Here is a 20,725-nt window from a genome sequence, read left to right as displayed (position 1 = left end):
TACCTCTCTTTTCGCGCCAAACAATACATTTCACGCCATATGGGCCGCGATTCACGCGGTATATCCTGCTATTCGCGCGGGGCGCTTGGACGGACTGACCCAATTGCCGGTTTTCACGCCATATAATAAGTATTTCAAGCGAAAGTCCGATCGTTTCACGCCTAAGGACTTCGGCCACGCCCCCGTATCGCCTGCGCTCAAAGCTGGTCCTGCTTTCACAAAGCCTATCCATAAAGCGATTTTCCAAAACAACAAAAAAAGCCCGGCAAAAGCCGGACTCCCTTACTCCTTATTCCTCATCAAACTGATAAAGCGGCGTGCTCAAGTAACGCTCACCGTTACTCGGTATAATTGCAAGGACTTTCTTGCCTTTGCCCAATTCTTTCGCGACCTTGACGGCTGCAGAAATGGCGGCGCCGGAAGAGATGCCGCCGAGAATGCCTTCCTCCCTGGCAGCGCGGCGTGCCCAATCAAATGATTCATCGTTATCGATTGTCATCACTTCATCGTAAATTTCCGTATTCAATGTATCCGGCACGAAACCTGCCCCGATACCCTGGATTTTGTGAGGCCCCGGTTCTCCGCCGGATAAAACCGGGGATGCACTCGGCTCCAATGCGATGATTCTAACATCCTTATATTTCTCTTTCAGTACTTCTCCGACACCGCTGATTGTACCGCCGGTTCCGACACCTGAAATGAAAGCGTCAAGACTGTCGCCCATCTGCTCGACAATTTCCTTCGCTGTCGTGTTTTTATGAATGGCAGGATTCGCCGGGTTCTCGAATTGCTGCGGCATGAAATACCCTTTTTCCTCCGCGAGTTCTTTCGCTTTCCTGATTGCTCCGCCCATTCCTTCACTGCCTGGTGTAAGAACAAGTTTCGCACCATAAGCTTTCAACAGATTTCTGCGTTCCATGCTCATCGTATCGGGCATGGCAAAAATGGCGTTGATACCTTTCGCGGCAGTTACCATCGCAAGGCCGATGCCGGTATTGCCGCTTGTCGGCTCAATGATCGTATCGCCTGCTTTAATCTTGCCGTCTTTCTCTGCCGCCTCGATCATAGCAAGGGCAATTCTGTCTTTTACACTGCTGCCCGGATTCATGTATTCCAGTTTCAAATAGACATCTGCGCTGTTCTCATCTGTCAGTCTGTTCAACTTCACGACCGGTGTATTGCCGATTAACTCTGTTATCGAATTTGCGACTTTCATCCTGTCACCTCTTAATCCCGAGTATTTTTATTGGTATTATATTAAATGTAACAGAAAAGGTGCATACCGTCAATTTTTTTGAAGGAGCTATAAAAGTCTTCCCTTAGCTCAAAACATAGGATTTAACCGATTGTATTAAAAAAGGAGGCATTGCGCCCCCTTCCATTTATTCTTATTCATAAATCCAGCTGACATTCGCTTCATCCCAAAAGATTTCAGGTGAAAAATCGCCTTCAATCTGGCTCATTGCGATTTGCCTGCGGATTTGTCCTTTTACATCTTCGTAGGTGTATGTGATTCCATCGCTTTTCCGGTGCAGCTTGATTACCGCAAAGCCATCCTCTGTTTCCAGCGGTCCGCTGATCGACCCTTCTTCAAGGCCTTCCGCTGCTTCGAAATAACGTTCCGGGACAAGTCCGCTGTCCAGTGGAATAAAACCAAGGCTTCCACCCTGCGCAGCAGTAAATTCGTCCGTCGAGCGTTCCATTGCCAGCGCATCGAAGCTAGAGCCGCCTTTCAGCTCTTCAGTGACCGCTTCAGCTTCTTCAGCGGTTGCTACAGCAATATGCGACAGTTTATAACCGGCTGGAATAGTAAAGAGATCCTTATTGCCTTCATAGTAGTCTTTCAGTTCCTCTTCGGAAACGACGACATCTTTTGTCAGCAGCTCCTCAAGCAAAAGGGCATATTCCACCTGGTCCCGCCATTCTTCTTCATTCGGGAATCCCCCTTCAATCGGGCCCTCGCCAAAATCATTTTGAAACATCTGCTCCAAAAGCTCCAGCTCCTGCTCAAGCACTTTTTCCGAAATGGTGATTCCCTCTTGTTCAGCCATACTGCGGACAACTTTACGGTTGATCAGCTCTTGAAGGCGCTCGCGGCCATAAAGGGAAACGAGATCCTCAAGCCAGGCTTCCCTGCTGATCGATTTCCCGCCGACTTGGGCTACCGTTTCGGCAGATGTGATATCATTCTCCGTACTTTTATCTGTTTCTTCGGCTGCCGTATGGACTGTGTTGCTGCCCGAACCGCTCCACCACATGTATCCGACAGCCAGGTTGCTTGCTGCCAGCAGAGTGACCAGCACCCATAAACCCCTCTGTTTCAAAGTACCTCTCCCCAGTCTATTCAGTTTCCCTTTGCTTACTCTCTGCCAATAGAGAAGTCAACTCGGCTTTATCAAAATGGTATCGTTCGTTGCAAAAATGGCAAAACGCTTCTGCTTCCCCGTCTTCTTCGATCATATCCTCAATTTCTTCAGAACCCAGACCGATAATGGCGTTCGAAAGCCGTTCTTCTGAGCATCCGCATTCAAAGGTGACAGGAAGAGTATCAAGAACTTTTACATTTTCTTCGCCAAGCACACGGTAAAGCAATGCTTCCGGAGTCAGCCCTTCCTTGATCATCGTCGAAACAGCCGGAAGGGATTGAATCCTTTTTTCCAGGAACGTAATCGTTTCTTCCCCGGCTCCCGGCATCACCTGAATGATAAATCCGCCTGCTGCGAGAATCGTGTTATCGGGATTTACGAGAACACCGACTCCGACAGAAGAAGGCACCTGTTCGGAAGATACTAAATAATACGTGAAATCTTCACCGAGCTCACCGGAAACGAGCGGAACCTGTCCGGTAAAATAATCACGCATTCCGACATCCTTCACGATTGAAAGCGTGCCGGCGGTTCCCACTGCCCTCGCCACATCAAGTTTTCCGTTTTCGTTCAAGTCGAAGTGCGTCTGCGGATTGGTAACATAGCCGCGGACTTCGCCTTTTCCGTTCGCATCCACGACGATGACCCCGATCGGCCCTCCGCCTTCGACCTTTACGGTGATCTTGTCATTTCCTTTAAGCATAGCGCCGATCATGGTGGAAGCGGTCATGGCACGCCCAAGGGCAGCGGATGCTGTCGGCCAAGTCTGGTGGCGGCGCTGTGCTTCTGAAACCGTCTCCGTTGTATGTGCAGCATAAGCTCTGATTTGTCCGTCAAAGGCAAGGGCCCTGACTAAATAATCATTGCTCATCAAATCTCTCCTTTCTCAGCTGAAGCAGGGCTGCTGTTCCGCATATAAATCAAATGCAGGCCTTTCAAGGTCAAAAATTTATCGACGACATCAATCGTGTCGGTCTCCTCTGCAATCAATGATGCCAGTCCGCCTGTCGCAATGACTTTCGGCGTTATTGCAGATTGTTTTTTCATTCTTGATACAATCCCGTCAACCTGGCCGACATACCCGTAAAATATGCCGGACTGCATCGCGGTCACCGTGTTTTTGCCGACTATAGAAGGCGGCCTCTGGATTTCAATCCGGGGCAGTTTTGCCGCCCGTGAATAGAGAGCTTCAGTCGAAATGTTAATGCCGGGTGCAATCAGTCCGCCCATATAATGTTTGTTTTCATTTATCGAACAGTATGTTGTGGCAGTGCCGAAATCGACGATGACTAACGGTGCCCCATAATAGTGGATGCCGGCAACCGCATTGACAATCCGGTCGGCGCCGACTTCTCTCGGGTTATCGTATTTGATATTGAGCCCGGTTTTGATCCCCGGTCCGACAATCAGGGGTTTGACATGAAAGTACTTATCAAACATCCGTTCAAGTGAAAACATAATCGGCGGCACAACTGAAGATATAATGGCTCCTTCAATGTCGGCAAACGTCAGGCCTACATGTTCAAGAAGGGACTTCATGACCATCCCGTATTCATCTTCTGTTTTATTTCGGCTTGTCTCAATCCGCCAATGATACTTTAAATAATCGCCCTCGTACACACCAAGGACAGTATTTGTATTCCCTACATCCAGCACAAAAATCACAATTCATCACCACTTACCTTTAAAATATATGGCCCAGTGCCATTCTTGCTTTTAGGTTATCGGAAAAAATATGTTATCCCGCTGACTATGGACAGCCCAACAAAGATTACATATGTCATTTTATACTATCCTGAAGCACAGCACCAGTTAGAATGCAATACCATTGCCGTCTTGCAGCCCATGGTGGAAATGGATGCCTGTGTAGTAACTGGCTTCAGTCACTTTGGAATCAACATGTTGACTTCCGCTGCAGGGGCTCGCTTTCCGCGGGGCGGGCCCCTTCCGCTCCAATCAACAGGTGCGTGAACAGATATTCCATTTATATTCTATTTAACCATTGGTTAGATAAAAACAAGCAATCCTGCTCGTTTTAAAACTGAGTGGATTGAAGTAGAAAGAAACGGACAGCATTCAGAAAACCATAATTCTTTTCTGTGAATTTTAAAAAGTAACAACCACAAAAAGCCACGAGCTATTCACATAAACTCCAATCAAAATTTCTAAAACCATGAATGACAAGACCATTGATTTAACAACAAAAACGCATGTGATTTCAATTACGAAACCACATGCGAAATTTATTGGGATTATGCTGGGTGCACGGGACTTTCTATCCGCATGACATCCCTATTCATTTATTCCTTATCTTGATTATCGCTTTCCTCATCCTCTTTATCGGACTTGGAGTTGATATTCACTTTTACATCTTCATAAGAAGCAGGCTCTTTTTCAGTGCCGTTCCCATCTGCGCTGTAATCTCTGTCAGGCAGGGTGCCGTGGTCGACGAGATGTTTGATCTGCTCGGCATCAAGAGTTTCCACTTCAAGAAGTGTCTTGGCGATCAGCGTATGCTTATCGCGGTGTTCTTCGATGATATGGCGGGCCCGTTCATAGGACTCGCTGATGATACGCTGGATTTCAAGGTCGATTTCATAAGCGATTTGATCACTGTAGTTCGGATCGCTGCCTATGTCACGGCCAAGGAACACCTGCTCCTGCGGATGTCCGAACTGCATTGGGCCGAGCTTATCACTCATACCGTATTCAGTAACCATCTTGCGGGCGATATTCGTAGCTTTCTGGAAGTCATTGTGTGCTCCCGTACTCACTTCGCCAAACACGACTTCCTCAGCGACACGTCCGCCAAGAAGCCCGGTGATTTTATCAAGGAGCTCAGGCTTGGTCATGAAGTAACGGTCTTCTTTCGGAAGCATGACAGCATATCCGCCGGCCTGGCCGCGCGGAACGATTGTCACCTTGTGGACCATATCGGCATCTTCAAGCATGACCCCGATTATGGTATGGCCCGCTTCGTGATATGCGACGATATTCCGTTCTTTCTGGGAAATGACGCGGCTTTTCTTGGCAGGACCAGCGATGACACGGTCAATCGCTTCTTCCACATCTTCCATATCAACTTTATCTTTGTTTGCACGAGCCGCTACGAGCGCAGCTTCGTTTAACAGGTTCTCAAGGTCTGCACCTGAGAATCCAGGAGTACGCATGGCTATTGTTTTCAGGTCAACAGAATCATCGAGCGGCTTGTTTTGCGCATGGACTTTCAATACTTCTTCACGGCCCTTTACGTCAGGACGGCCGACAGGGATTTGCCTGTCAAAACGGCCCGGACGAAGCAGGGCAGGGTCCAGGATATCCGGACGGTTTGTCGCTGCTATAATGATGATGCCTTCGTTCGCACCAAAGCCATCCATCTCTACAAGCAATTGGTTCAGCGTCTGTTCACGTTCATCGTGGCCTCCGCCGAGCCCGGCGCCGCGCTGGCGTCCGACCGCATCGATTTCATCAATGAAAATGATACACGGCGAATTCTTTTTCGCATTCTCAAACAGGTCGCGCACACGGGATGCACCGACACCGACAAACATTTCCACGAAGTCGGAACCGCTGATTGAGAAGAATGGAACGCCCGCTTCCCCTGCTACTGCACGGGCAAGCAATGTTTTACCGGTTCCTGGAGGGCCCACAAGCAGGACACCTTTAGGAATACGCGCGCCAAGCTGTGAAAACTTGCGCGGATCTTTCAGGAAATCGACGACTTCGACGAGCTCCTGTTTCTCTTCATCCGCACCGGCCACGTCTTTGAACCGGACTTTTTTCTTATCCTCACTATAGAGCTTCGCCTTGCTTTTCCCGAAGTTCATGACACGGCCGCCGCCGCCCTGAGCCTGGTTCAGCAAGAAGAAGAACAAAATAAAGATAATGACAAATGGAATGATTGATGTGAAAAAGGTTACCCAGCCGCTTGTTTCTTCAGCAGGCTTGATCTCCACTTTCGACTGCTGGACAGCGTCACTGATTCTCGCCATGAACTGTTCGCTGTCAGGACCGTATGTGAGAAAATACTCATCTTCCCCATAATCGGAAAGCTGGCCCTTAATGGCATAAACACCGCGTTCTGGCTGCAGCGAGATGGATTTCACATCACCCTGTTCCAATTTAGAAAGAAATTGGTCGTAAGCCATCGGTTCTGTCTGTTGATTTGATCCATTAAAAAAGCTTACAACACCGATTACAACCAAAAATATTAATAAATAGAAAATTGTATTCCGGAAGATACGATTCATTCCTTACCTCCTCCTAAGAGCGGACAAACTATAGTAAATAGTACCATAAATAAACTGTTGCACTCAACTAATTAATTTGTATAAATTTCTGGCTTCAAAACGCCGATGTACGGCAGGTTGCGGTAACGCTCTGCATAATCCAGCCCGTAACCGACAACAAATTCATCAGGAACGTTGAAACCTACCATGTCTGCTTTCACGTCGCTCTTGCGTCCGCTCGGCTTATCCAGCAGGGTGACGATTTTAACCGATTTTGCCCGGCGATGGCGGAAAAGCTCAACAAGATAACTCAACGTCAAGCCGCTGTCGATGATATCTTCAATGATGACAATATCCCGGCCTTCGACAGGAGTGTTCAAATCCTTAACAATCTTGACTTCCCCGGAGGAAACCGTGGAATTGCCGTAACTGGAGACATCCATGAAATCCATTTCCAGATGGATGTCCATACGCTTCAACAGATCGGCCATAAAAGGCATGGCCCCTTTCAACACGCCGATCGCCAGCGGAAAGCGGTCTTTATATTCAGTTGACAGCTCCTCCGCTAATTCTGTTACTTTTTTTTGAATTTCCTCTTCGGAAATGAGCACTTTCTCAATTTCGTTATGCATTATTTCTGCCCCTCCTGGATGATGTTGCTTCTTAAGTATACTGAATGACTATATATTCTTGTTTCCTTCTATCCGTTTCTGCAAACGCAGATTTTTTCAGCTGCGGAAGCCAGAGTATCCTGCCTTCTGAGTCTGTCACAACAGGCCAGCGGTTCCGTTTTTCAATCGGAACTTTTTGATCGATGAAGATATCTTTCAGCTTTTTGGTTCCCTGCATTCCGAGAACCGACATACGGTCTCCGTTACGGCGATTCCGGATGAGTAAAGGGAGTTTAATGGAATCCGCTCCGCAAACAAAGATATTTTCATCCTGGTGCCCATGAGGGAATTCGTATGTGTGGAAGCTTGCAATCGAGGAACCATCAGGTAATGAAATTTCTTCCGGCACATTAAGGACATATTCATACTCTTCCCGTTTTTCTGCCCGAAATGTAAATAAACATTCGTCATAAGACCGGACGGCAAAAAGGCTTTCCGGGAAGTGGAGAATCCCTGATGGATGTTCACTGGCGAGCAAGTTCAGCAGCTGTTCGATATGTACCGATGACAAAGAAGGCGGTATAATCCGATAAAGATAGTTTAATATTAGATGAATCACTCTTCTTTGTAAAGGCAAAGGCAATGATGAAAGGGCCTTAATCGAAATGCGGGCGCTGTCACTGTTTTGCTCCAGGAGAACGCTGTCCAGCTTCGTCTCAGCAAGCTTCTCAAGATAGGCATTATCCTCTGTCCAGGTCTCGCTTAAGCGCTGGTACCTCTCATGGACGCGCGGGTTTTCTTCCTTTAAAAAAGGAAGAACATGATGGCGGAACCTGTTCCTCGCATATGTATCTTTCTCATTAGTGGGATCAATCCTGGGATGAAGGCCATTTTCCGAGCAATAATGTTCGATTTCCGCTTTCGTCACACTTAAAAACGGACGGATCACTTCCCCTCTCTCCAGTTTTCTCCTGGGCTGCATGCCGGCGAGGCTCATTCCGTAACCACCTCTGACCTGACGCATCAGCATTGTTTCAATCTGGTCGTCCCCATGATGGGCCAGCGCCAGAAAATCCGCATGATATGTATCCATAATTTCGCTGAAAAAAATGAAACGGCATTGGCGGGCCGCCTCTTGAACGCCAAGGTTGTACTTCTTCTGATATTCGGGAACATTTATCCTTTTTCCTTCAAAAGGAATCGATAAATTTCCGCAAAACTTTTCCACAAACAAAAGGTCTTCGTAAGATTCCTCGCCCCTGAACATATGGTCGACATGGGCGGCGATTATCGTCAGGCCCATTCTGTCTTTCACATGGTGCAAGAAATGGAGGAGCGCCAAAGAATCCGGCCCCCCGGAAACACCGACAACAACTGTCGCACCCGGCACCAGGAGCTTATGTTTTTCAGTGAATGAATAAACTTTGTCATGCATATCGAATTCGACCCCGCTTCTATACAGCCAGCCTGCCTGGTTTATGTATCTGTACTCCCATCCTACCCGAAGGATGCAGTCTTCGCAAAGGCGGGCACTGAGAAGCGCTGGACAAAATTGTACACGTTTTGAGTGTTCGGTCAGTGAATTGTAATTCAGTTGACTCCATGGAGTGAATTCCCCGTTTTCGGGTGTTAAAGACGGTGGGCATTCCATTATATTTCTTCTTTTCACGGGTGTTGAATTACTATTCAGTAACCCTATTTGTGTGAATCTCATTACCGGCCCAAAGCCTATATAGGCACTGTCCCGTCATTCAGCACCCCTAGTCCGGCACCTCCCAGCATCCGATTTCCAAGCCGGATTCCCCAGTACCCTCCACATTGCCGCCTTCCCCCGTCATCCCATAAATCACACCATCAAATACAAAAAATAAACAACAAATATCAATATAAATAGTAAAACTGTCTCAAACATATGACCGAGAAAGGTTTTCTTACGCGCAGGACTTTTTTTCTTCGTCTTTGTTTTGCCGGATACTGACTTCCTGCCTGTGCGGCTCCCCGGTGAAGAAGAAAAACTATGCCTGCCTCCCTTTGCTTCTTTTTTCTTCGCTGTTTCAATCAAGTCCCCTTTCATTTCATTCGCACTCCCGTACTTACCCTCCAGGGCTTTCAAAAGGACACCTGCATACGGGCTCAGTTCTGCATGGTTCATGATAAGCGGTTGGAGCTGTGCGATTCCGCCTTCTTTCCTGGTGAGTCTCGCTGGATAGGCAGTATTCACAAAAAACATGGCTGCAGAAAACAGGTCGTATGAAGGCTCTGCCCTGCGGCTGCCCAGACCCCAGTACCCTCTGTCGAAGAACTCGGTATATTCCTTGATTGACCGGCCGATAAGTGTCGTGCCCCCCACATCGATCAGGCGCAGCCGGGGCGGGTTCATTGTGATGACGGTATTTTCGGGTTTCAAATCCCCGAATACCCAGCCATTGTCATGAAGGAATTGCAGGTGGCCAAGCAGCTGCATCATTAAAATCGGCACCCATTCCATCCCTTTTGCCCGAATAAAAGGAAAAAAGCCGGTCCCCTGAATATATTCCATCACATAAAATGGGTATGCATCCCCTTTTCCTGCCTGCCAGTCATCAACATCAAGCAAAGAAGGTCCAAGGGGCTGGCCCTGGACCCGGGAAAACTTTTTAAGAACGTTCACCTCCGATGTAATGGACATCCCATTCTCACTGATTTTCAATGCCCCATGCCCCTGACGGCACGCAACCAGATAGACGGTTCCGGTTGCGCCAGATCCAATCTTTTTGATGACCCGGTATGTCTGACCGTGCCATTTCCCCCGCACGCTGGTGCCGGGCGTAAGTTCATAGGCCGGATTCTTCGATGTAGGATTCATCATCAGAGAGGAAACCCCTTTTTGATTTTTTCCTGTTAAAGAGAGCTGTCGCCTCTTTGATTGCCGGTCCGGTCGGCGTTATGCCGCCTGAAGCAAGTTTAGGGTACACTTTTGACAGGCTGTCCAGGCTGGGAGTCCAGTCAAGAAGCTTTTCAACATCCTTTCTTTTCCCGGGAAATGCATAGACAGCAAATTGATTTGATCCCATTCTTGCATTCAGGCTTATTGAGAGGTCTAACAGGGCTTCTTTAACAGTCGGAAGCTTCTCTTTCATGCTTGCGCTTGTATCGACAAGCACAACCACCTCAAGGCTGACGGTTTCCCCGAGCTCATCGACCACTTCCATTACCTCGCCGCGCTGTTCAGGCGGCAAATCTTCCATCGACTGTGATTTCCCAAGGATTTGTTTCAGTTCCTGGTTAATCACCCCCTGAAGTGTCTGGGTCATTGCTTTCCTTGTCACCATTTGCACAGTTTGGGACAGTTTTTCCGCATATACAACCTGGCTTACGCCTCCGCCTGACATGGAGATGTCTTCAATCTCCCTCATGCCTTCTTCGCTCATGGAGTCACGCTCAAGCACCCCGATCACATTGACAGTGATGCCCTGCTCACGGGCAAATGCCGCTGCTGCTGCAGGATCCTCGCCCTGATTTGAATGGCCGTCCGTTATCAGCAAAATTTGTTTTAATGTTCCTTTCCTCATCCTCTGAACCTCCTCTTTGCATCCATTGTTGACGCAGAGGAAAGGAAATATACTTTTGTGCCCGGACAGGCCGTTAATTATACAAAAAATTTTCACCGCTGTACGGCGGGAGAGCAGGCGGCAGAAGCCACCCCCATGTCAGGCGGCCTTACTGAGCTTTTTTTCGGTAGAGATTAATTTTGTTATACGCCGGAATCGACGCCCATTTCGGTATGTTGCGCTTGATCTTCGCGACGACAACTGTCATATCGTCATCAATATTGCCTTCTTTCGTACGAATCACCTCTTCGAGCAGGAGATCGGCAATCTCCTGCGGATCGTCTGTTTTTAACTCACCGATTTTTCGTTTTAACCAGAAGTCGACGTTCTCTATATTTCTCGGACCCTCAAATATGCCATCACTCATCATGATCAATAGATCCTCAGCCTTGAGCTGCTCACTGACCATATCGACCTCGAATTCATGGATCATTCCGATCGGCAAATTGCTCGCTTCCACTTTCATCACTTTCCCTCCCCGTTTAATGAAGCTGGGCGTCGAGCCGATTTTCAGGAATTTCGCCGTTGCATCCTGGAGATCGACGACAGCAAGATCAAGCGTTGAAAAAATTTCATCTGTCGTTCGCAAAGCAAGAATCGAATTGATCGACTTGATGGCTACCCGCTCTTCGATCCCTGATTGGAGAATTTTTTGCAGGAGCTTAATCGTTTCGTGGCTCTCGATATGGGCCCGCTCCCCGTTGCCCATCCCATCACTGATCGCTACTGCATATTTACCCCCTCCGATTTCCATTGTCGAATAGCTGTCACCTGACACCCATCCGCCCCCCATTGCGGCACAGGCAACCCCGGGTTCGACCACAAATGTTTTTGCTGAACCAAGTGTAAGCTGGCATTGACCGGCCGGAAAAGATGCACAATCCTCCTTTTTCACAATGATGGTTTCTCCCAATATATCTGAAAGGAGCGGGGCGATAATTTTTTCTCCGACCCCGGTCCCGTTGCAATGGGGTATGCTGATTTCGATATCAACATCCCCTTCCTCCAGATTGAAAATATCAATCTGGTTGATTTCCATTCCGAGAGATTCAAGTGATTCATAGATCTGTTCTTCCTGGATGTAATGGTTTTGTCTTTCTTTCTTGATCTCTTCGGCGAAGTCTCCCATTACCCTGGAAATGCCCATCAGCTGGTCAGCCACCAGCCTCCTGCTTTCCAGCACCTGTTTCTTGAGTTTCTGGTTGGCCTGGTAATAGTTGAGTTCCTGATTTATTTTATCGATGACACGCATCGGTTTCACACAGTGATTGTCCCACTCTCTCATGAGCTGCCGGTTGGATTCCAGCTCCCCTTTTTCACTTTCTTGCATAGTTTCTTTCATAAGCTCATATGTTTGAGTAAAGTTCCTCGTCCAGCACGTATCTTTTTTATAGCACGTCTGGCATGTCTTTTCGGTGACATTGCTCAGGAAATAATCTATTTCCTTTTCCCGGCTTTCCTCTTTTTGATCCCCGCCCGGCTGTGTGAAACTGTCAGACAATGTTTTGAATAGGGTCGAAAATTGCTCAACCCGGCCAGCCGTCACATCACGTACTTTGCGCAAATACTGCTGCTGCTCATTGGCATACTCAGGGGTTCCGGGGATGAAACGCGAAAGCTGCAGGATAAATCCTCTGGGTGTCAATAAAAACAGTGCAAAAGCAGCCGCTGATTCCATCAGCCCCGCAGAAAGCGCTGTTCCGTCCTGGTTATACAGCCCGATTAACACTGTGCCGATCATCAGTCCGAATCCAACGCCGATTTTTTTCCCATCCTTGAGTAAACCGCCCAACAGGCCCGAAAAGGCCAGAAGGCTGATTTGGTAAAGACTGGTGACGTTGGCAAGGCTCATAATCAAACCTGTGACAACGCCGACAGTTGAACCGATCGCTGCACCGCCCAGAAAAGCGAACAGCAGGACGAAGTAGCGGGACAAAACATGTTCGACGGACATGTCCATCACCTGCCAGCCGATCGTTCCGGACATGACAGAAGCAAGCAATATGATAAAGCAAATGATTTCTTCATTTTTTAAAGCCTGGCGCCGTTTCTTTATGGATAAAAGCGGCATGCTTTGCAGAAAAATCATCGTCAGGATCAAACTGAGTCCTGATTCGACTCCTGCCATCATCAAGTCCAGTTCCGTCAAGCCCCCGGCAACCGTATACGTGATAAGAAGCCGTACCGACATTCCAGAGAAAAACACGAAGAACGGCAGGAGCTTCAGCCGGGTGTCAGCCGATTTCACCAGCCCCCCGAACGCTGCAAGAAACAATAGGATTGAACCTGTAATGTATGCAGCTGTCGTATACGAACTTGTCACTGCCCCAATGGCAAGGGCGAGCATCACATAAAGGCTTTTATCCCTCCTTGACATGAAAACTGCCGCAAAAAAAGGCAGCGCAAACGGTGTAATATTGGATAAGACTACAGCTCGTCCAAGCAAAAAACCGATCATGACAATCAAAAGCCCTTTTTGGATGAAGATCTCCACTAGCTTCCGTTCTGTCCCTTTCGCTATTTTGTCCGTAAGCATTTGAGACTTCTTTACAACACCAAGACCCCCGAGCGGTTCAAAAAACTGCCTTTCCGCTTTTTCCATTATTAGCACCACCCCAACGTTTTTTTCTGTTGGTTTCCATTTAATCACAGGCATTTCCAACTTTTTGTCAAACCTCCTGCTAATAAACAAAAACTCTTCGACGGGTTTCCATTGAACCTGCCAAACTCTTTACCGTTTAAACAAGGTTCTGATTTGCAATGGTTCTATTCAAATGGAAATATCTGTTCGTATTCCTTGGTCGCAAAGTATACAAACCTTTGTGAGACCTGGCATTTTGCCGTTCTTTGTTTTTCACACAATTTTCACAATATTGTCAATAATTGATTATCGATTTAATAATCTCGACAAAGATAACGTCCAGGTTGACGTACATAAACATTTTGTTACGAGGTTCTCACGAAATGTCATAAAAAAGAAGACAACGCGGTTATTAAGGTAATAAAATGGAAATAGGCGCTTGCATAGGAGGGGTGGGGTTGAAGACATTATTGAAGTTTGCCGGATCCGTTTTGCTTGTGACGGCGTATTTGCTGATTGTTTATGTGCTGAGCATGATGATCATGCCTGACTTACACGTATTTGATTTCAGTTCATATCCTGCATATTTCTACTGGGCTGCTGTTCTTTTGATTCCTTTCATCTATTTAAAAAACAAAGGACCCATACATGCAAACGGCAAAGATAAGCTGTCAACAGGAGATGCAAAACTGGAAGCTCCGGAAGGAATCAACGCCAATGTCATCATTGCCGCTTTCGCATTTTATCCAACCCTATTTACCGTCGCTTATACCGTTCAGCATGCCCTATTCCAAACTGTGCCGGCTTTCTTTGAGATCGAACTATCAGCAGGGATCCCGTTTTATCTGCCTTTTTTCATCTGCAATGCAGCCATAGCAGTCCATTTGCTTTTCAAAAGCATGAAAAGGAAAGCACTCAAAAACAATTCGCTTCATTTTTGAATGGAACAAATGTGCAAGGCGGGGTACCCGCAGGGAGATGCTCTTTCCTCCCAGAGGGGATCACCGCTTATCACGATAGCCGCTGGCGCCTGGAGCTGGACGATTCCCTTCTGGCTTTTTATCGATAACGCTTACATTTTATAATTTCCGTAACGACAAAAAAAGAATGCCTGGCAATTGCCAGGCATTCTGTAATGACCCCTAGGGGATTCGAACCCCTGTTACCGCCGTGAAAGGGCGGTGTCTTAACCACTTGACCAAGGGGCCTTATATGGTAGCGGCGGAGGGGATCGAACCCCCGACCTCACGGGTATGAACCGTACGCTCTAGCCAGCTGAGCTACACCGCCATGTTCCTTAGTAAATAAGCACAAGATATATAGTACCCAAATCCACTTTTATTGTCAATAGTTAAAATCAATTGAATGGACTGCTTCCAGGATCCCTACTTCTGCATCCTCTTCCGGGGGAAAAAAGAAAAAGCACCCCGCGAAAGGGTGCTACTATATTCTATAGAGAAATAGCATATGCCGTCAGCAGCAAGTTAGCCTCGTTTCGAGCCTTTACCCCCGCGCTTGGATTCTGTATGCTTTTTCAAAGATGAAAGCCGGTCTTCGCTGTCTTTCAAGAAACGGTTCATCTTTTGCTCGAATGATTCGAAATTTTGACGCGGACGCTGCGGGCGTCTTGATGACTCCCTTTTCTCCGGTGCTTTGGCGCGTTTGATGGATAGGCCGATTTTGCCGTCCTTTTCAACGTTGATGACCTTCACTTCCACAGTTTCGCCGACCTTCAAGTGATCATTGATGTCTTTAACATAGTTGTCTGCGACTTCACTGATGTGCACAAGGCCAGTCGACCCTCCCGGCAGCTCCACAAAAGCACCGAAATTAGTAATGCCCGTAACCTTACCCTGTAACTTGCTGCCTACTTCGATTGACATAAAAAAAATGCTCCTCCTTAAGTTTTGAAAAGTAATCAGTTTCTCTTATTATACTCATTCAGGAAATAAAGTGTCAATAAGGCGGTATTTAGTCAGGCAGCTTGAAAATAACCTCTCCATCGTTGGACAGGAAATAATCCCGGCGGGCGATTTTTATAATGTAATCTTCATCATTCAGTTTCCTGATCTCTTCTTTAAGGTTTTCCTGCTCCCCTTCAAGCGTGGAAAGCTCCTCCTCAAGCTGTTCCTTCTCTTTTTTCTTTTCATTCATGGCTTCAGCCTGAGAGATGAGTGTGGATATGACGGCAACAGAGATAATAGAGACGAAAATGCCAAACAACACAAGCCTTCTCACCAACCCTTTTTTCCTGCGGAGGGCGCGTTTTTCTGCATATTCGTGTTGTTTCACATAGGTTGATTCTATTTTTGATACGTTGTGTTTTGGTCCGCCCATGGGATCTCATGTCCTCCTATCTTCGAAACTTGCCTAATATTATTTTTAACCTATTCTTTATTTTATTAGCGTTTCCTGCTTTAGTATGGATAAATTTCTTTATTTTTACAGGGACAAGCCGCCATAACAGGACTTTCGACCAATTCAGCGGTGTTACGATCACTTTCAGCAAAAACAACAAAACAGCTCCGACAAAATGAAGGAAAAATAGAGAAATGGCGACAGCCGCCTGTGTGAGCCATTGCACGGGCCTGGCCACTAAAACGGTAAACAGGGTGATGAGAATCGAAATGATACGCCTGCCCAGCGAAATCATCCGTTCCAACACATTTGTATAAAGCTGTTTCATCAGTGACTGATAGGCAGCATAACCACAAAGAAGAGCAGCAAAGATGTAAAATCTGAGCTCCCCTTCATTTACTGTAAAAAGCACAAAAAATACAATGAGGGCCTGGACGACCCAGAATAATATATCGTTGCAAAAAACAAACCAGCGCTTGCGTTTGCTCCGCTGCAAAAAACGGTTGAATGTATCAAAACCCGCACCTATCCATACCCCGGTCAGAACCATGGCAAACATGGTAGAAAATTGAATGGAAAGGCTCATTTAAAAAGCTTGCTAAAGAATCCTTTAGCTTTCTCCGCATTTTGTTCATCCAGGTAGGCCATATCATAAATCCGGCCTTTTATCGAGACGATCCCTTTGTCGACATCAAGGTTTTTCATTTGCAGGTTCGCACCGCGGATGGACAGGAAGCCCATGACAGTTTCCAACAGGAATTCTTCATTATCAAAGCTTTCGACTTGTTTGACGCCGGTTATTTCGAGTGTCTTTCGTCCGCGCATGACCACATCATGATCCTGTGTTTTCGGATTGTACACCGTATTAGTGTCATAGTAACGGTCCATAATCATCCCCCTCTTCTCAATGTTATTTTTATGAAAAGGGGGTGGAGAATAGAACAAGCTATCCGCCGGCAAGTCTTCAATTTTATTATCGGCACGTACAGGCCGCTTATTTATAACGAAATGGGTTATATTGAAAATAATAGTAAACAATTCGGAAAGCGAAAAGGTCCGTTAGTGCCAGACGCGCCTTATTTAAACCTATTGTAATGGGTGAAATGTAATTGTAATGAAAATGAGGAGAAGCGGGAAATACTGCAGAACTTTCCGTAAACCAAAATACATCTTGCTTTTTTCCCACCTCTTTTGGATATAGGAATTGAGATTATCACCCTAATGGATGCTTTTATGGAATGGAGCCTAAAAAAACGGCCAGCAGTTCAAAGACTCTGGCCGTTTTTCCGTGTGATTTGATTGTTATTTGATTAGCGGATTTAAACACCGTGATAATAGTTTGTAGTTTAAAACTGAATCCTTACCTATGATTCAGGCCTTTCCTGTTCATTCCGTTCTTCTTTCAGGACGGTATACAGCTGTGACGCTTCATCTTTCTTTGTCGTTTCACGCAGGCTTTCGACTTTCACGGTCACCGTCTTTTGCCCGAACTTGATTGCCAGTTCATCGCCGACTTTCACATCGGCACTTGCCTTTCCCTTCTGGCCGTTTATTGTAATCCGGCCCTGGTCAGCCACCTCTTTGGCAAGCGTCCGTCTTTTTATGAGGCGGGATACTTTCAAAAACTTATCAAGCCGCATGTTTCACCACTTCTTTCTTTTATGAAAATTTTCTTAATACCCTTGTGATTTTGCTTTATTCCAGTATTCATCCATTTCATCCAGGGACATGTCTGCAAGGTCTTTACCCTCTTCAGCTGCCGATTCTTCAATGAAACGGAACCGCCGCCTAAACTTCTCATTCGTCATGCGCAATGCATCTTCCGGATCAATTTTATAATACCTGGCAAGATTCACCAGGGCAAACAATAGGTCGCCGAACTCTTTTTTCGCTTCCCGGCTGTTCCCAGCCTGGATTTCCGCACGGAATTCCTCGGTTTCCTCGCTGACCTTTTCCCAGACAGGAGCTGATGTGTCCCAGTCAAATCCGACTTTTGCCGCTTTTTTCTGCAGTTCATAAGCCCGGTACAATCCCGGCAGGCCCTTTGGAATGCCGTCAAGCAGGGATTCGCGGGGACTCTCCCCTTTTTCTTCCTTTTTAATTGCTTCCCAATTCTCTACGACTTCCTCGGCATTTTCAGCGGTGGCTTCCCCGAAAACGTGCGGATGGCGGCGGATCATTTTTGAGTTGAGTGCCAAAATGACATCACGGATCGAGAACCAGCCTTCATCTTCTCCAATCTGGGCATGCAGCATCACCTGCAGTAGTACATCTCCCAATTCATCGGCAAGAAGGTCATCATCCTCTTCGTCAATCGCTTCAAGAACCTCATATGTTTCTTCGACGAGATACTTTTTCAGCGATTCATGGGTTTGTTTTTTATCCCATGGGCAGCCATCAGGACCCCTCAAAGCGGCAATCACTTCACGGAGCTTGGAAAACTCGCCGTAAAGGAGAGTTTCTTCCCGCACTGGCGGAACGTAAACGCTTGTCAGGTTATCGACCACCGCTTCCCGGTCGAGTTCGAACAGCGGAAGACGTTTGATCCGTTCGCTGCTGCTTCCAGCAGCGGTAACCAGCACGATTTCGTAGTCATCCGGATACTTTTCCATCAGGCCTAATTTCACTTCGGAAGCGGTAAAAGCATCATATACCTGCGTAATGATCACGTGCTGTTCCATCTGGATGAAGTGCGTCCTAAAATCAGTGGCATCCAGAAGCTGGAATCCCTCAACCGGATCGACCCCGAGTGCGGCGAACATTGGATCAAGAAAGCTTTGTCCGCCCGAAATGCGGACCCGGATCTCTCTTTCCCCGGCTTCCTCCAGCAGCATTTGGACAGTTTTTTCGGCAACAAGCGGATGGCCGGGTACAGCATAGACGACATCCTTTTTTTCTGCCACAGCAAAAAGACGGTCCGTTATTTCCCGGTACACGTCCTCAAACCCGCTATTTTGTTCATAGATTTCATCAAAGGAAACAAACGAAACGTTTTCCTGCTCAAGCACCTGAACAGCAGGATGCTCCTTCGTCCGTAAAAATAAGTGCTCTGAACCTGTCAGCAGTCTGTAGACCCCTACGGTCATTTGGTCAGCGTCGCCGGCTCCAAGACCGGCAACTGTTATCGTGCGTGCCATTATTTCCCCCACCTTTGCATATTTTGATGGATAGCAGCCAGCCTGCCGCCTCCCGGCAGAAGTTCAAGCTCTTCCTCAGAAAAAAGCCCGATGCGCATGATGATCAATAGAAACACGAGACCCCCGGCAGCTGTTTCAAAAAGGGCCTGCACTGCCGCTCCTGCCCTTCCCGCTGCTGTTATTATATCAAGATACCCGAACATTCCATTCAGTATTGCCAGCACAGCTGCCATCCCGGCAACAGCACCTGAAATTTTCAGAAGGGAAGCAGGGGCAACCAGCCTGCTTTTTAAAAAGATAATGATAAAAACAGCATTTATGAAAGCAATCAGTAAAAAAGCGATGACCGTGGCTGCAGCTGCCCCCTCTGTTCCGAAACGCGGGACGAAAATCATGTTTCCCGCCCACTTAATAAGGAAACCGGCGGCGGCACTAGCTGCAGGAATATAAAAATGGCCAAGTCCCTGCAGGACGGAAGAAAGCGTTATGGCGGCAGTGCTGAAGATGATTGCCAGGCTCAACATTTTCAATGTCATCTCGCCGGCATTGTTTTCAAAAAGCATGATGTTGACAGGTTCCAGGATAAGCCATAATCCCGCTGCTGCACCTGCACCTATCATAAGCCCGACCCTCAGTGCCAGTTCCGTCTTTTCCTTCACCTCCCCCATCTTGCCCTTCGCGCTTGCCGATGATACAAACGGAACAAGCGCCAGCGACAATGAGGTCGCAAATACGGTCGCGAGCTGGATCAGCGGGAACCCCCTGTCATATACCCCTTTCATTTCCTTTGCCGTAAGACCGTCCACTCCTGCATAAAGCAGGCCTTTTACAAGTGTCATGGAGTCGGCAAACTGGAGGAGGACAAGCAGCAAGTGACTCATGCTCAGCAGCAGGCCGTTTAATAGCAGGCCTTTCAGAAGATATGCCTTCTTTTCCGCCGGTTTCTTCCGCAGCCTGGCACTGCTCATTATTAACAGCGGCTGCTTCCCTTTTTTAAGCCTGAACAGGATTAAAAAAAGCAGTGCCGCAAACCCGCCGGTCACAGACCCGAATACAGCCCCGGCACCCGCTATGTAGACTCCGTATCCGCTACTGATCAGCAGGTAAGCAAACAGTAAAATCGTAGACACTCTGACCGCCTGTTCGGTTACTTGTGAAACGGCTGTCGGAACCATGTTGCCATGTCCCTGGTAATAGCCGCGGTAGACCGCCAGAAACGGCATGAAGAAAAATGCAAATGCGACGGTTCTGACCGGAAGCTCCAACTGCGGGTCGCCCATCCAGCGGGCAAGCGGACCTGCCCCTGCATACAAGGCTACAAAAAGCAGCATTCCGAAGCCGAATAGGAAAGCAAAGGCACGGATTATAAGGCCCGGGAGCCCTTCCCCGCCTGTTTTTTCATTTTCTTCCGCCACCAATTTGGAAAGCACAGCCGGGAACCCGTAAAGGGCAAACGCAAGCGCTATACCATATAGCGGATAAACCTGCTGGTAAATATAAAAACCGATATCACCGGTAATATTCTGGTAAGGAATTCGATAGGCAGCACTTAAGATTTTCGCCAGCAGCCCTGCTGCCGTTAATATGGCGGCTCCCCGCCAAATGCCGGTACGCTGCCGGAGTTTTTGATCAGGATTCAACTATTTTTTCCTCCTCAGCCAGTACTTGCAGGAAGTATTATACCATAATGCCCTCTTTTCTTCGGATGGACCCGCCCGCTTCCTCTTGTTTCCGTGTATTTCCGCTGCCTTTATCGATGTTTTCGGTGCCTGGGAATTCCCAGGCAATCCGGCGGAAAAATGAGTGCCTTTTTGAAAACGGAAAAAAGGAGACATCACGTCTCCTTTTTCGTT

At 47.4% G+C, this 20,725-nt stretch carries 19 protein-coding genes and 2 tRNA genes; 2 read left to right on the top strand and 19 right to left on the bottom strand.

Annotated features, from left to right (window positions below; translation table 11 throughout):
* Positions 1 to 289: 289 nt before the first annotated feature.
* The 4 genes from cysK to A4U59_RS17740 all read right to left on the bottom strand — a co-directional run bounded on the left by cysK (position 290) and on the right by A4U59_RS17740 (position 4,031).
* Positions 290 to 1,216: a cysteine synthase A gene (cysK, locus tag A4U59_RS17755; RefSeq protein ID WP_070121565.1), complete on the bottom strand. Its 927-nt coding sequence runs from the start codon at positions 1,214 to 1,216 to the stop codon at positions 290 to 292.
* A gap of 172 nt (positions 1,217 to 1,388) precedes the next feature.
* Positions 1,389 to 2,324, bottom strand: coding sequence for a peptidyl-prolyl cis-trans isomerase (locus A4U59_RS17750; protein ID WP_070121564.1), 936 nt, complete (start codon positions 2,322 to 2,324; stop codon positions 1,389 to 1,391).
* A gap of 16 nt (positions 2,325 to 2,340) precedes the next feature.
* On the bottom strand, positions 2,341 to 3,237 hold the full coding sequence (gene hslO / locus A4U59_RS17745) for an Hsp33 family molecular chaperone HslO (RefSeq protein WP_070121563.1): 897 nt from the start codon (positions 3,235 to 3,237) through the stop codon (positions 2,341 to 2,343).
* Positions 3,237 to 4,031: a type III pantothenate kinase gene (locus A4U59_RS17740; protein WP_070121562.1), complete on the bottom strand. Its 795-nt coding sequence runs from the start codon at positions 4,029 to 4,031 to the stop codon at positions 3,237 to 3,239. The genes hslO and A4U59_RS17740 overlap by 1 nt, the downstream gene beginning before the upstream one ends.
* 87 nt (positions 4,032 to 4,118) lie before the next feature.
* On the opposite strand from A4U59_RS17740, the gene A4U59_RS21905 reads away from it, so the two are divergent.
* Positions 4,119 to 4,337, top strand: coding sequence for a hypothetical protein (locus A4U59_RS21905; RefSeq protein ID WP_169824001.1), 219 nt, complete (start codon positions 4,119 to 4,121; stop codon positions 4,335 to 4,337).
* A 329-nt stretch (positions 4,338 to 4,666) separates the two neighbouring features.
* Here A4U59_RS21905 and ftsH read toward each other — a convergent pair whose 3' ends face one another.
* From ftsH to spoIIE, 6 genes are all read right to left on the bottom strand, one after another.
* A complete protein-coding gene (ftsH, locus tag A4U59_RS17735; protein WP_070121561.1) occupies positions 4,667 to 6,616 on the bottom strand; it encodes an ATP-dependent zinc metalloprotease FtsH in 1,950 nt (649 codons plus the stop codon).
* Between the two features lie 71 nt (positions 6,617 to 6,687).
* Positions 6,688 to 7,230, bottom strand: coding sequence for a hypoxanthine phosphoribosyltransferase (hpt, locus tag A4U59_RS17730; protein ID WP_106406371.1), 543 nt, complete (start codon positions 7,228 to 7,230; stop codon positions 6,688 to 6,690).
* Between the two features lie 28 nt (positions 7,231 to 7,258).
* Positions 7,259 to 8,641 (bottom strand): tRNA lysidine(34) synthetase TilS, encoded by a 1,383-nt coding sequence (tilS, locus tag A4U59_RS17725; protein WP_070121559.1) that lies wholly within the window; start codon positions 8,639 to 8,641, stop codon positions 7,259 to 7,261.
* Positions 8,642 to 9,052: 411 nt separating this feature from the next.
* Positions 9,053 to 10,054, bottom strand: a complete 1,002-nt coding sequence (locus A4U59_RS17720) for a protein kinase domain-containing protein (RefSeq protein ID WP_070121558.1) — start codon at positions 10,052 to 10,054, stop codon at positions 9,053 to 9,055.
* Positions 10,020 to 10,757 (bottom strand): VWA domain-containing protein, encoded by a 738-nt coding sequence (locus A4U59_RS17715; RefSeq protein WP_070121557.1) that lies wholly within the window; start codon positions 10,755 to 10,757, stop codon positions 10,020 to 10,022. Before A4U59_RS17715 ends, A4U59_RS17720 begins: the two co-directional genes overlap by 35 nt.
* 148 nt (positions 10,758 to 10,905) lie before the next feature.
* A complete protein-coding gene (spoIIE, locus tag A4U59_RS17710) occupies positions 10,906 to 13,398 on the bottom strand; it encodes a stage II sporulation protein E (protein ID WP_070121571.1) in 2,493 nt (830 codons plus the stop codon).
* Between the two features lie 437 nt (positions 13,399 to 13,835).
* Between spoIIE and A4U59_RS17705 the strand changes: the two genes are divergently transcribed.
* Entirely contained in the window at positions 13,836 to 14,318 is a 483-nt protein-coding gene (locus A4U59_RS17705) for a hypothetical protein (RefSeq protein ID WP_070121556.1), read from the top strand.
* A 195-nt stretch (positions 14,319 to 14,513) separates the two neighbouring features.
* On the opposite strand, the gene A4U59_RS17700 is transcribed toward A4U59_RS17705, so the two are convergent.
* The 9 genes from A4U59_RS17700 to A4U59_RS17660 form a co-directional block, all read right to left on the bottom strand.
* Positions 14,514 to 14,585 (bottom strand) — tRNA-Glu (locus A4U59_RS17700).
* A 5-nt stretch (positions 14,586 to 14,590) separates the two neighbouring features.
* Positions 14,591 to 14,667 (bottom strand) — tRNA-Met (locus A4U59_RS17695).
* Positions 14,668 to 14,861: 194 nt separating this feature from the next.
* Positions 14,862 to 15,260: a S1 domain-containing RNA-binding protein gene (locus A4U59_RS17690; RefSeq protein ID WP_070121555.1), complete on the bottom strand. Its 399-nt coding sequence runs from the start codon at positions 15,258 to 15,260 to the stop codon at positions 14,862 to 14,864.
* 88 nt (positions 15,261 to 15,348) lie between these two features.
* Positions 15,349 to 15,714 carry a septum formation initiator family protein gene (locus tag A4U59_RS17685; protein ID WP_070121554.1) on the bottom strand — a complete coding sequence of 122 codons (366 nt, stop codon included), beginning with the start codon at positions 15,712 to 15,714 and terminating at the stop codon, positions 15,349 to 15,351.
* Between the two features lie 16 nt (positions 15,715 to 15,730).
* Entirely contained in the window at positions 15,731 to 16,321 is a 591-nt protein-coding gene (gene yabQ, locus A4U59_RS17680; protein WP_070121553.1) for a spore cortex biosynthesis protein YabQ, read from the bottom strand.
* The gene (gene yabP / locus A4U59_RS17675) at positions 16,318 to 16,623 is read right to left on the bottom strand and encodes a sporulation protein YabP (RefSeq protein WP_070121552.1); all 306 of its coding nucleotides are present in this window, start codon (positions 16,621 to 16,623) and stop codon (positions 16,318 to 16,320) included. The genes yabQ and yabP overlap by 4 nt, the downstream gene beginning before the upstream one ends.
* Before the next feature lie 476 nt (positions 16,624 to 17,099).
* Positions 17,100 to 17,375, bottom strand: a complete 276-nt coding sequence (locus tag A4U59_RS17670) for an RNA-binding S4 domain-containing protein (protein WP_070121551.1) — start codon at positions 17,373 to 17,375, stop codon at positions 17,100 to 17,102.
* 33 nt (positions 17,376 to 17,408) lie between these two features.
* A complete protein-coding gene (gene yabN, locus A4U59_RS17665; protein ID WP_070121550.1) occupies positions 17,409 to 18,872 on the bottom strand; it encodes a bifunctional methyltransferase/pyrophosphohydrolase YabN in 1,464 nt (487 codons plus the stop codon).
* Complete coding sequence (locus A4U59_RS17660; protein ID WP_070121549.1) at positions 18,872 to 20,512, bottom strand: putative polysaccharide biosynthesis protein; 1,641 nt, start codon at positions 20,510 to 20,512, stop codon at positions 18,872 to 18,874. The genes yabN and A4U59_RS17660 overlap by 1 nt, the downstream gene beginning before the upstream one ends.
* Between the last annotated feature and the right edge of the window lie 213 nt (positions 20,513 to 20,725).

This window comes from Bacillus marinisedimentorum, from assembly GCF_001644195.2.
In the GTDB taxonomy this organism is placed as follows: domain Bacteria; phylum Bacillota; class Bacilli; order Bacillales; family Bacillaceae_O; genus Bacillus_BL; species Bacillus_BL marinisedimentorum.
The sequence above is the reverse complement of the archived record's forward strand: the minus strand, read 5'-3'. Positions and strand labels throughout refer to the sequence as shown.

Coding starts and splice junctions, on each gene's coding strand:
- cysK (WP_070121565.1), bottom strand. CDS start 1,216: ATGAAAGTCGCAAATTCGATAACAGAGTTAATCGGCAATACACCGGTC.
- hslO (WP_070121563.1), bottom strand. CDS start 3,237: ATGAGCAATGATTATTTAGTCAGGGCCCTTGCCTTTGACGGACAAATC.
- A4U59_RS21905 (WP_169824001.1), top strand. CDS start 4,119: ATGGACAGCCCAACAAAGATTACATATGTCATTTTATACTATCCTGAA.
- ftsH (WP_070121561.1), bottom strand. CDS start 6,616: ATGAATCGTATCTTCCGGAATACAATTTTCTATTTATTAATATTTTTG.
- tilS (WP_070121559.1), bottom strand. CDS start 8,641: ATGCATGACAAAGTTTATTCATTCACTGAAAAACATAAGCTCCTGGTG.
- A4U59_RS17720 (WP_070121558.1), bottom strand. CDS start 10,054: ATGATGAATCCTACATCGAAGAATCCGGCCTATGAACTTACGCCCGGC.
- A4U59_RS17715 (WP_070121557.1), bottom strand. CDS start 10,757: ATGAGGAAAGGAACATTAAAACAAATTTTGCTGATAACGGACGGCCAT.
- spoIIE (WP_070121571.1), bottom strand. CDS start 13,398: ATGGAAAAAGCGGAAAGGCAGTTTTTTGAACCGCTCGGGGGTCTTGGT.
- A4U59_RS17690 (WP_070121555.1), bottom strand. CDS start 15,260: ATGTCAATCGAAGTAGGCAGCAAGTTACAGGGTAAGGTTACGGGCATT.
- A4U59_RS17685 (WP_070121554.1), bottom strand. CDS start 15,714: ATGGGCGGACCAAAACACAACGTATCAAAAATAGAATCAACCTATGTG.
- yabQ (WP_070121553.1), bottom strand. CDS start 16,321: ATGAGCCTTTCCATTCAATTTTCTACCATGTTTGCCATGGTTCTGACC.
- yabP (WP_070121552.1), bottom strand. CDS start 16,623: ATGGACCGTTACTATGACACTAATACGGTGTACAATCCGAAAACACAG.
- A4U59_RS17670 (WP_070121551.1), bottom strand. CDS start 17,375: ATGCGGCTTGATAAGTTTTTGAAAGTATCCCGCCTCATAAAAAGACGG.
- yabN (WP_070121550.1), bottom strand. CDS start 18,872: ATGGCACGCACGATAACAGTTGCCGGTCTTGGAGCCGGCGACGCTGAC.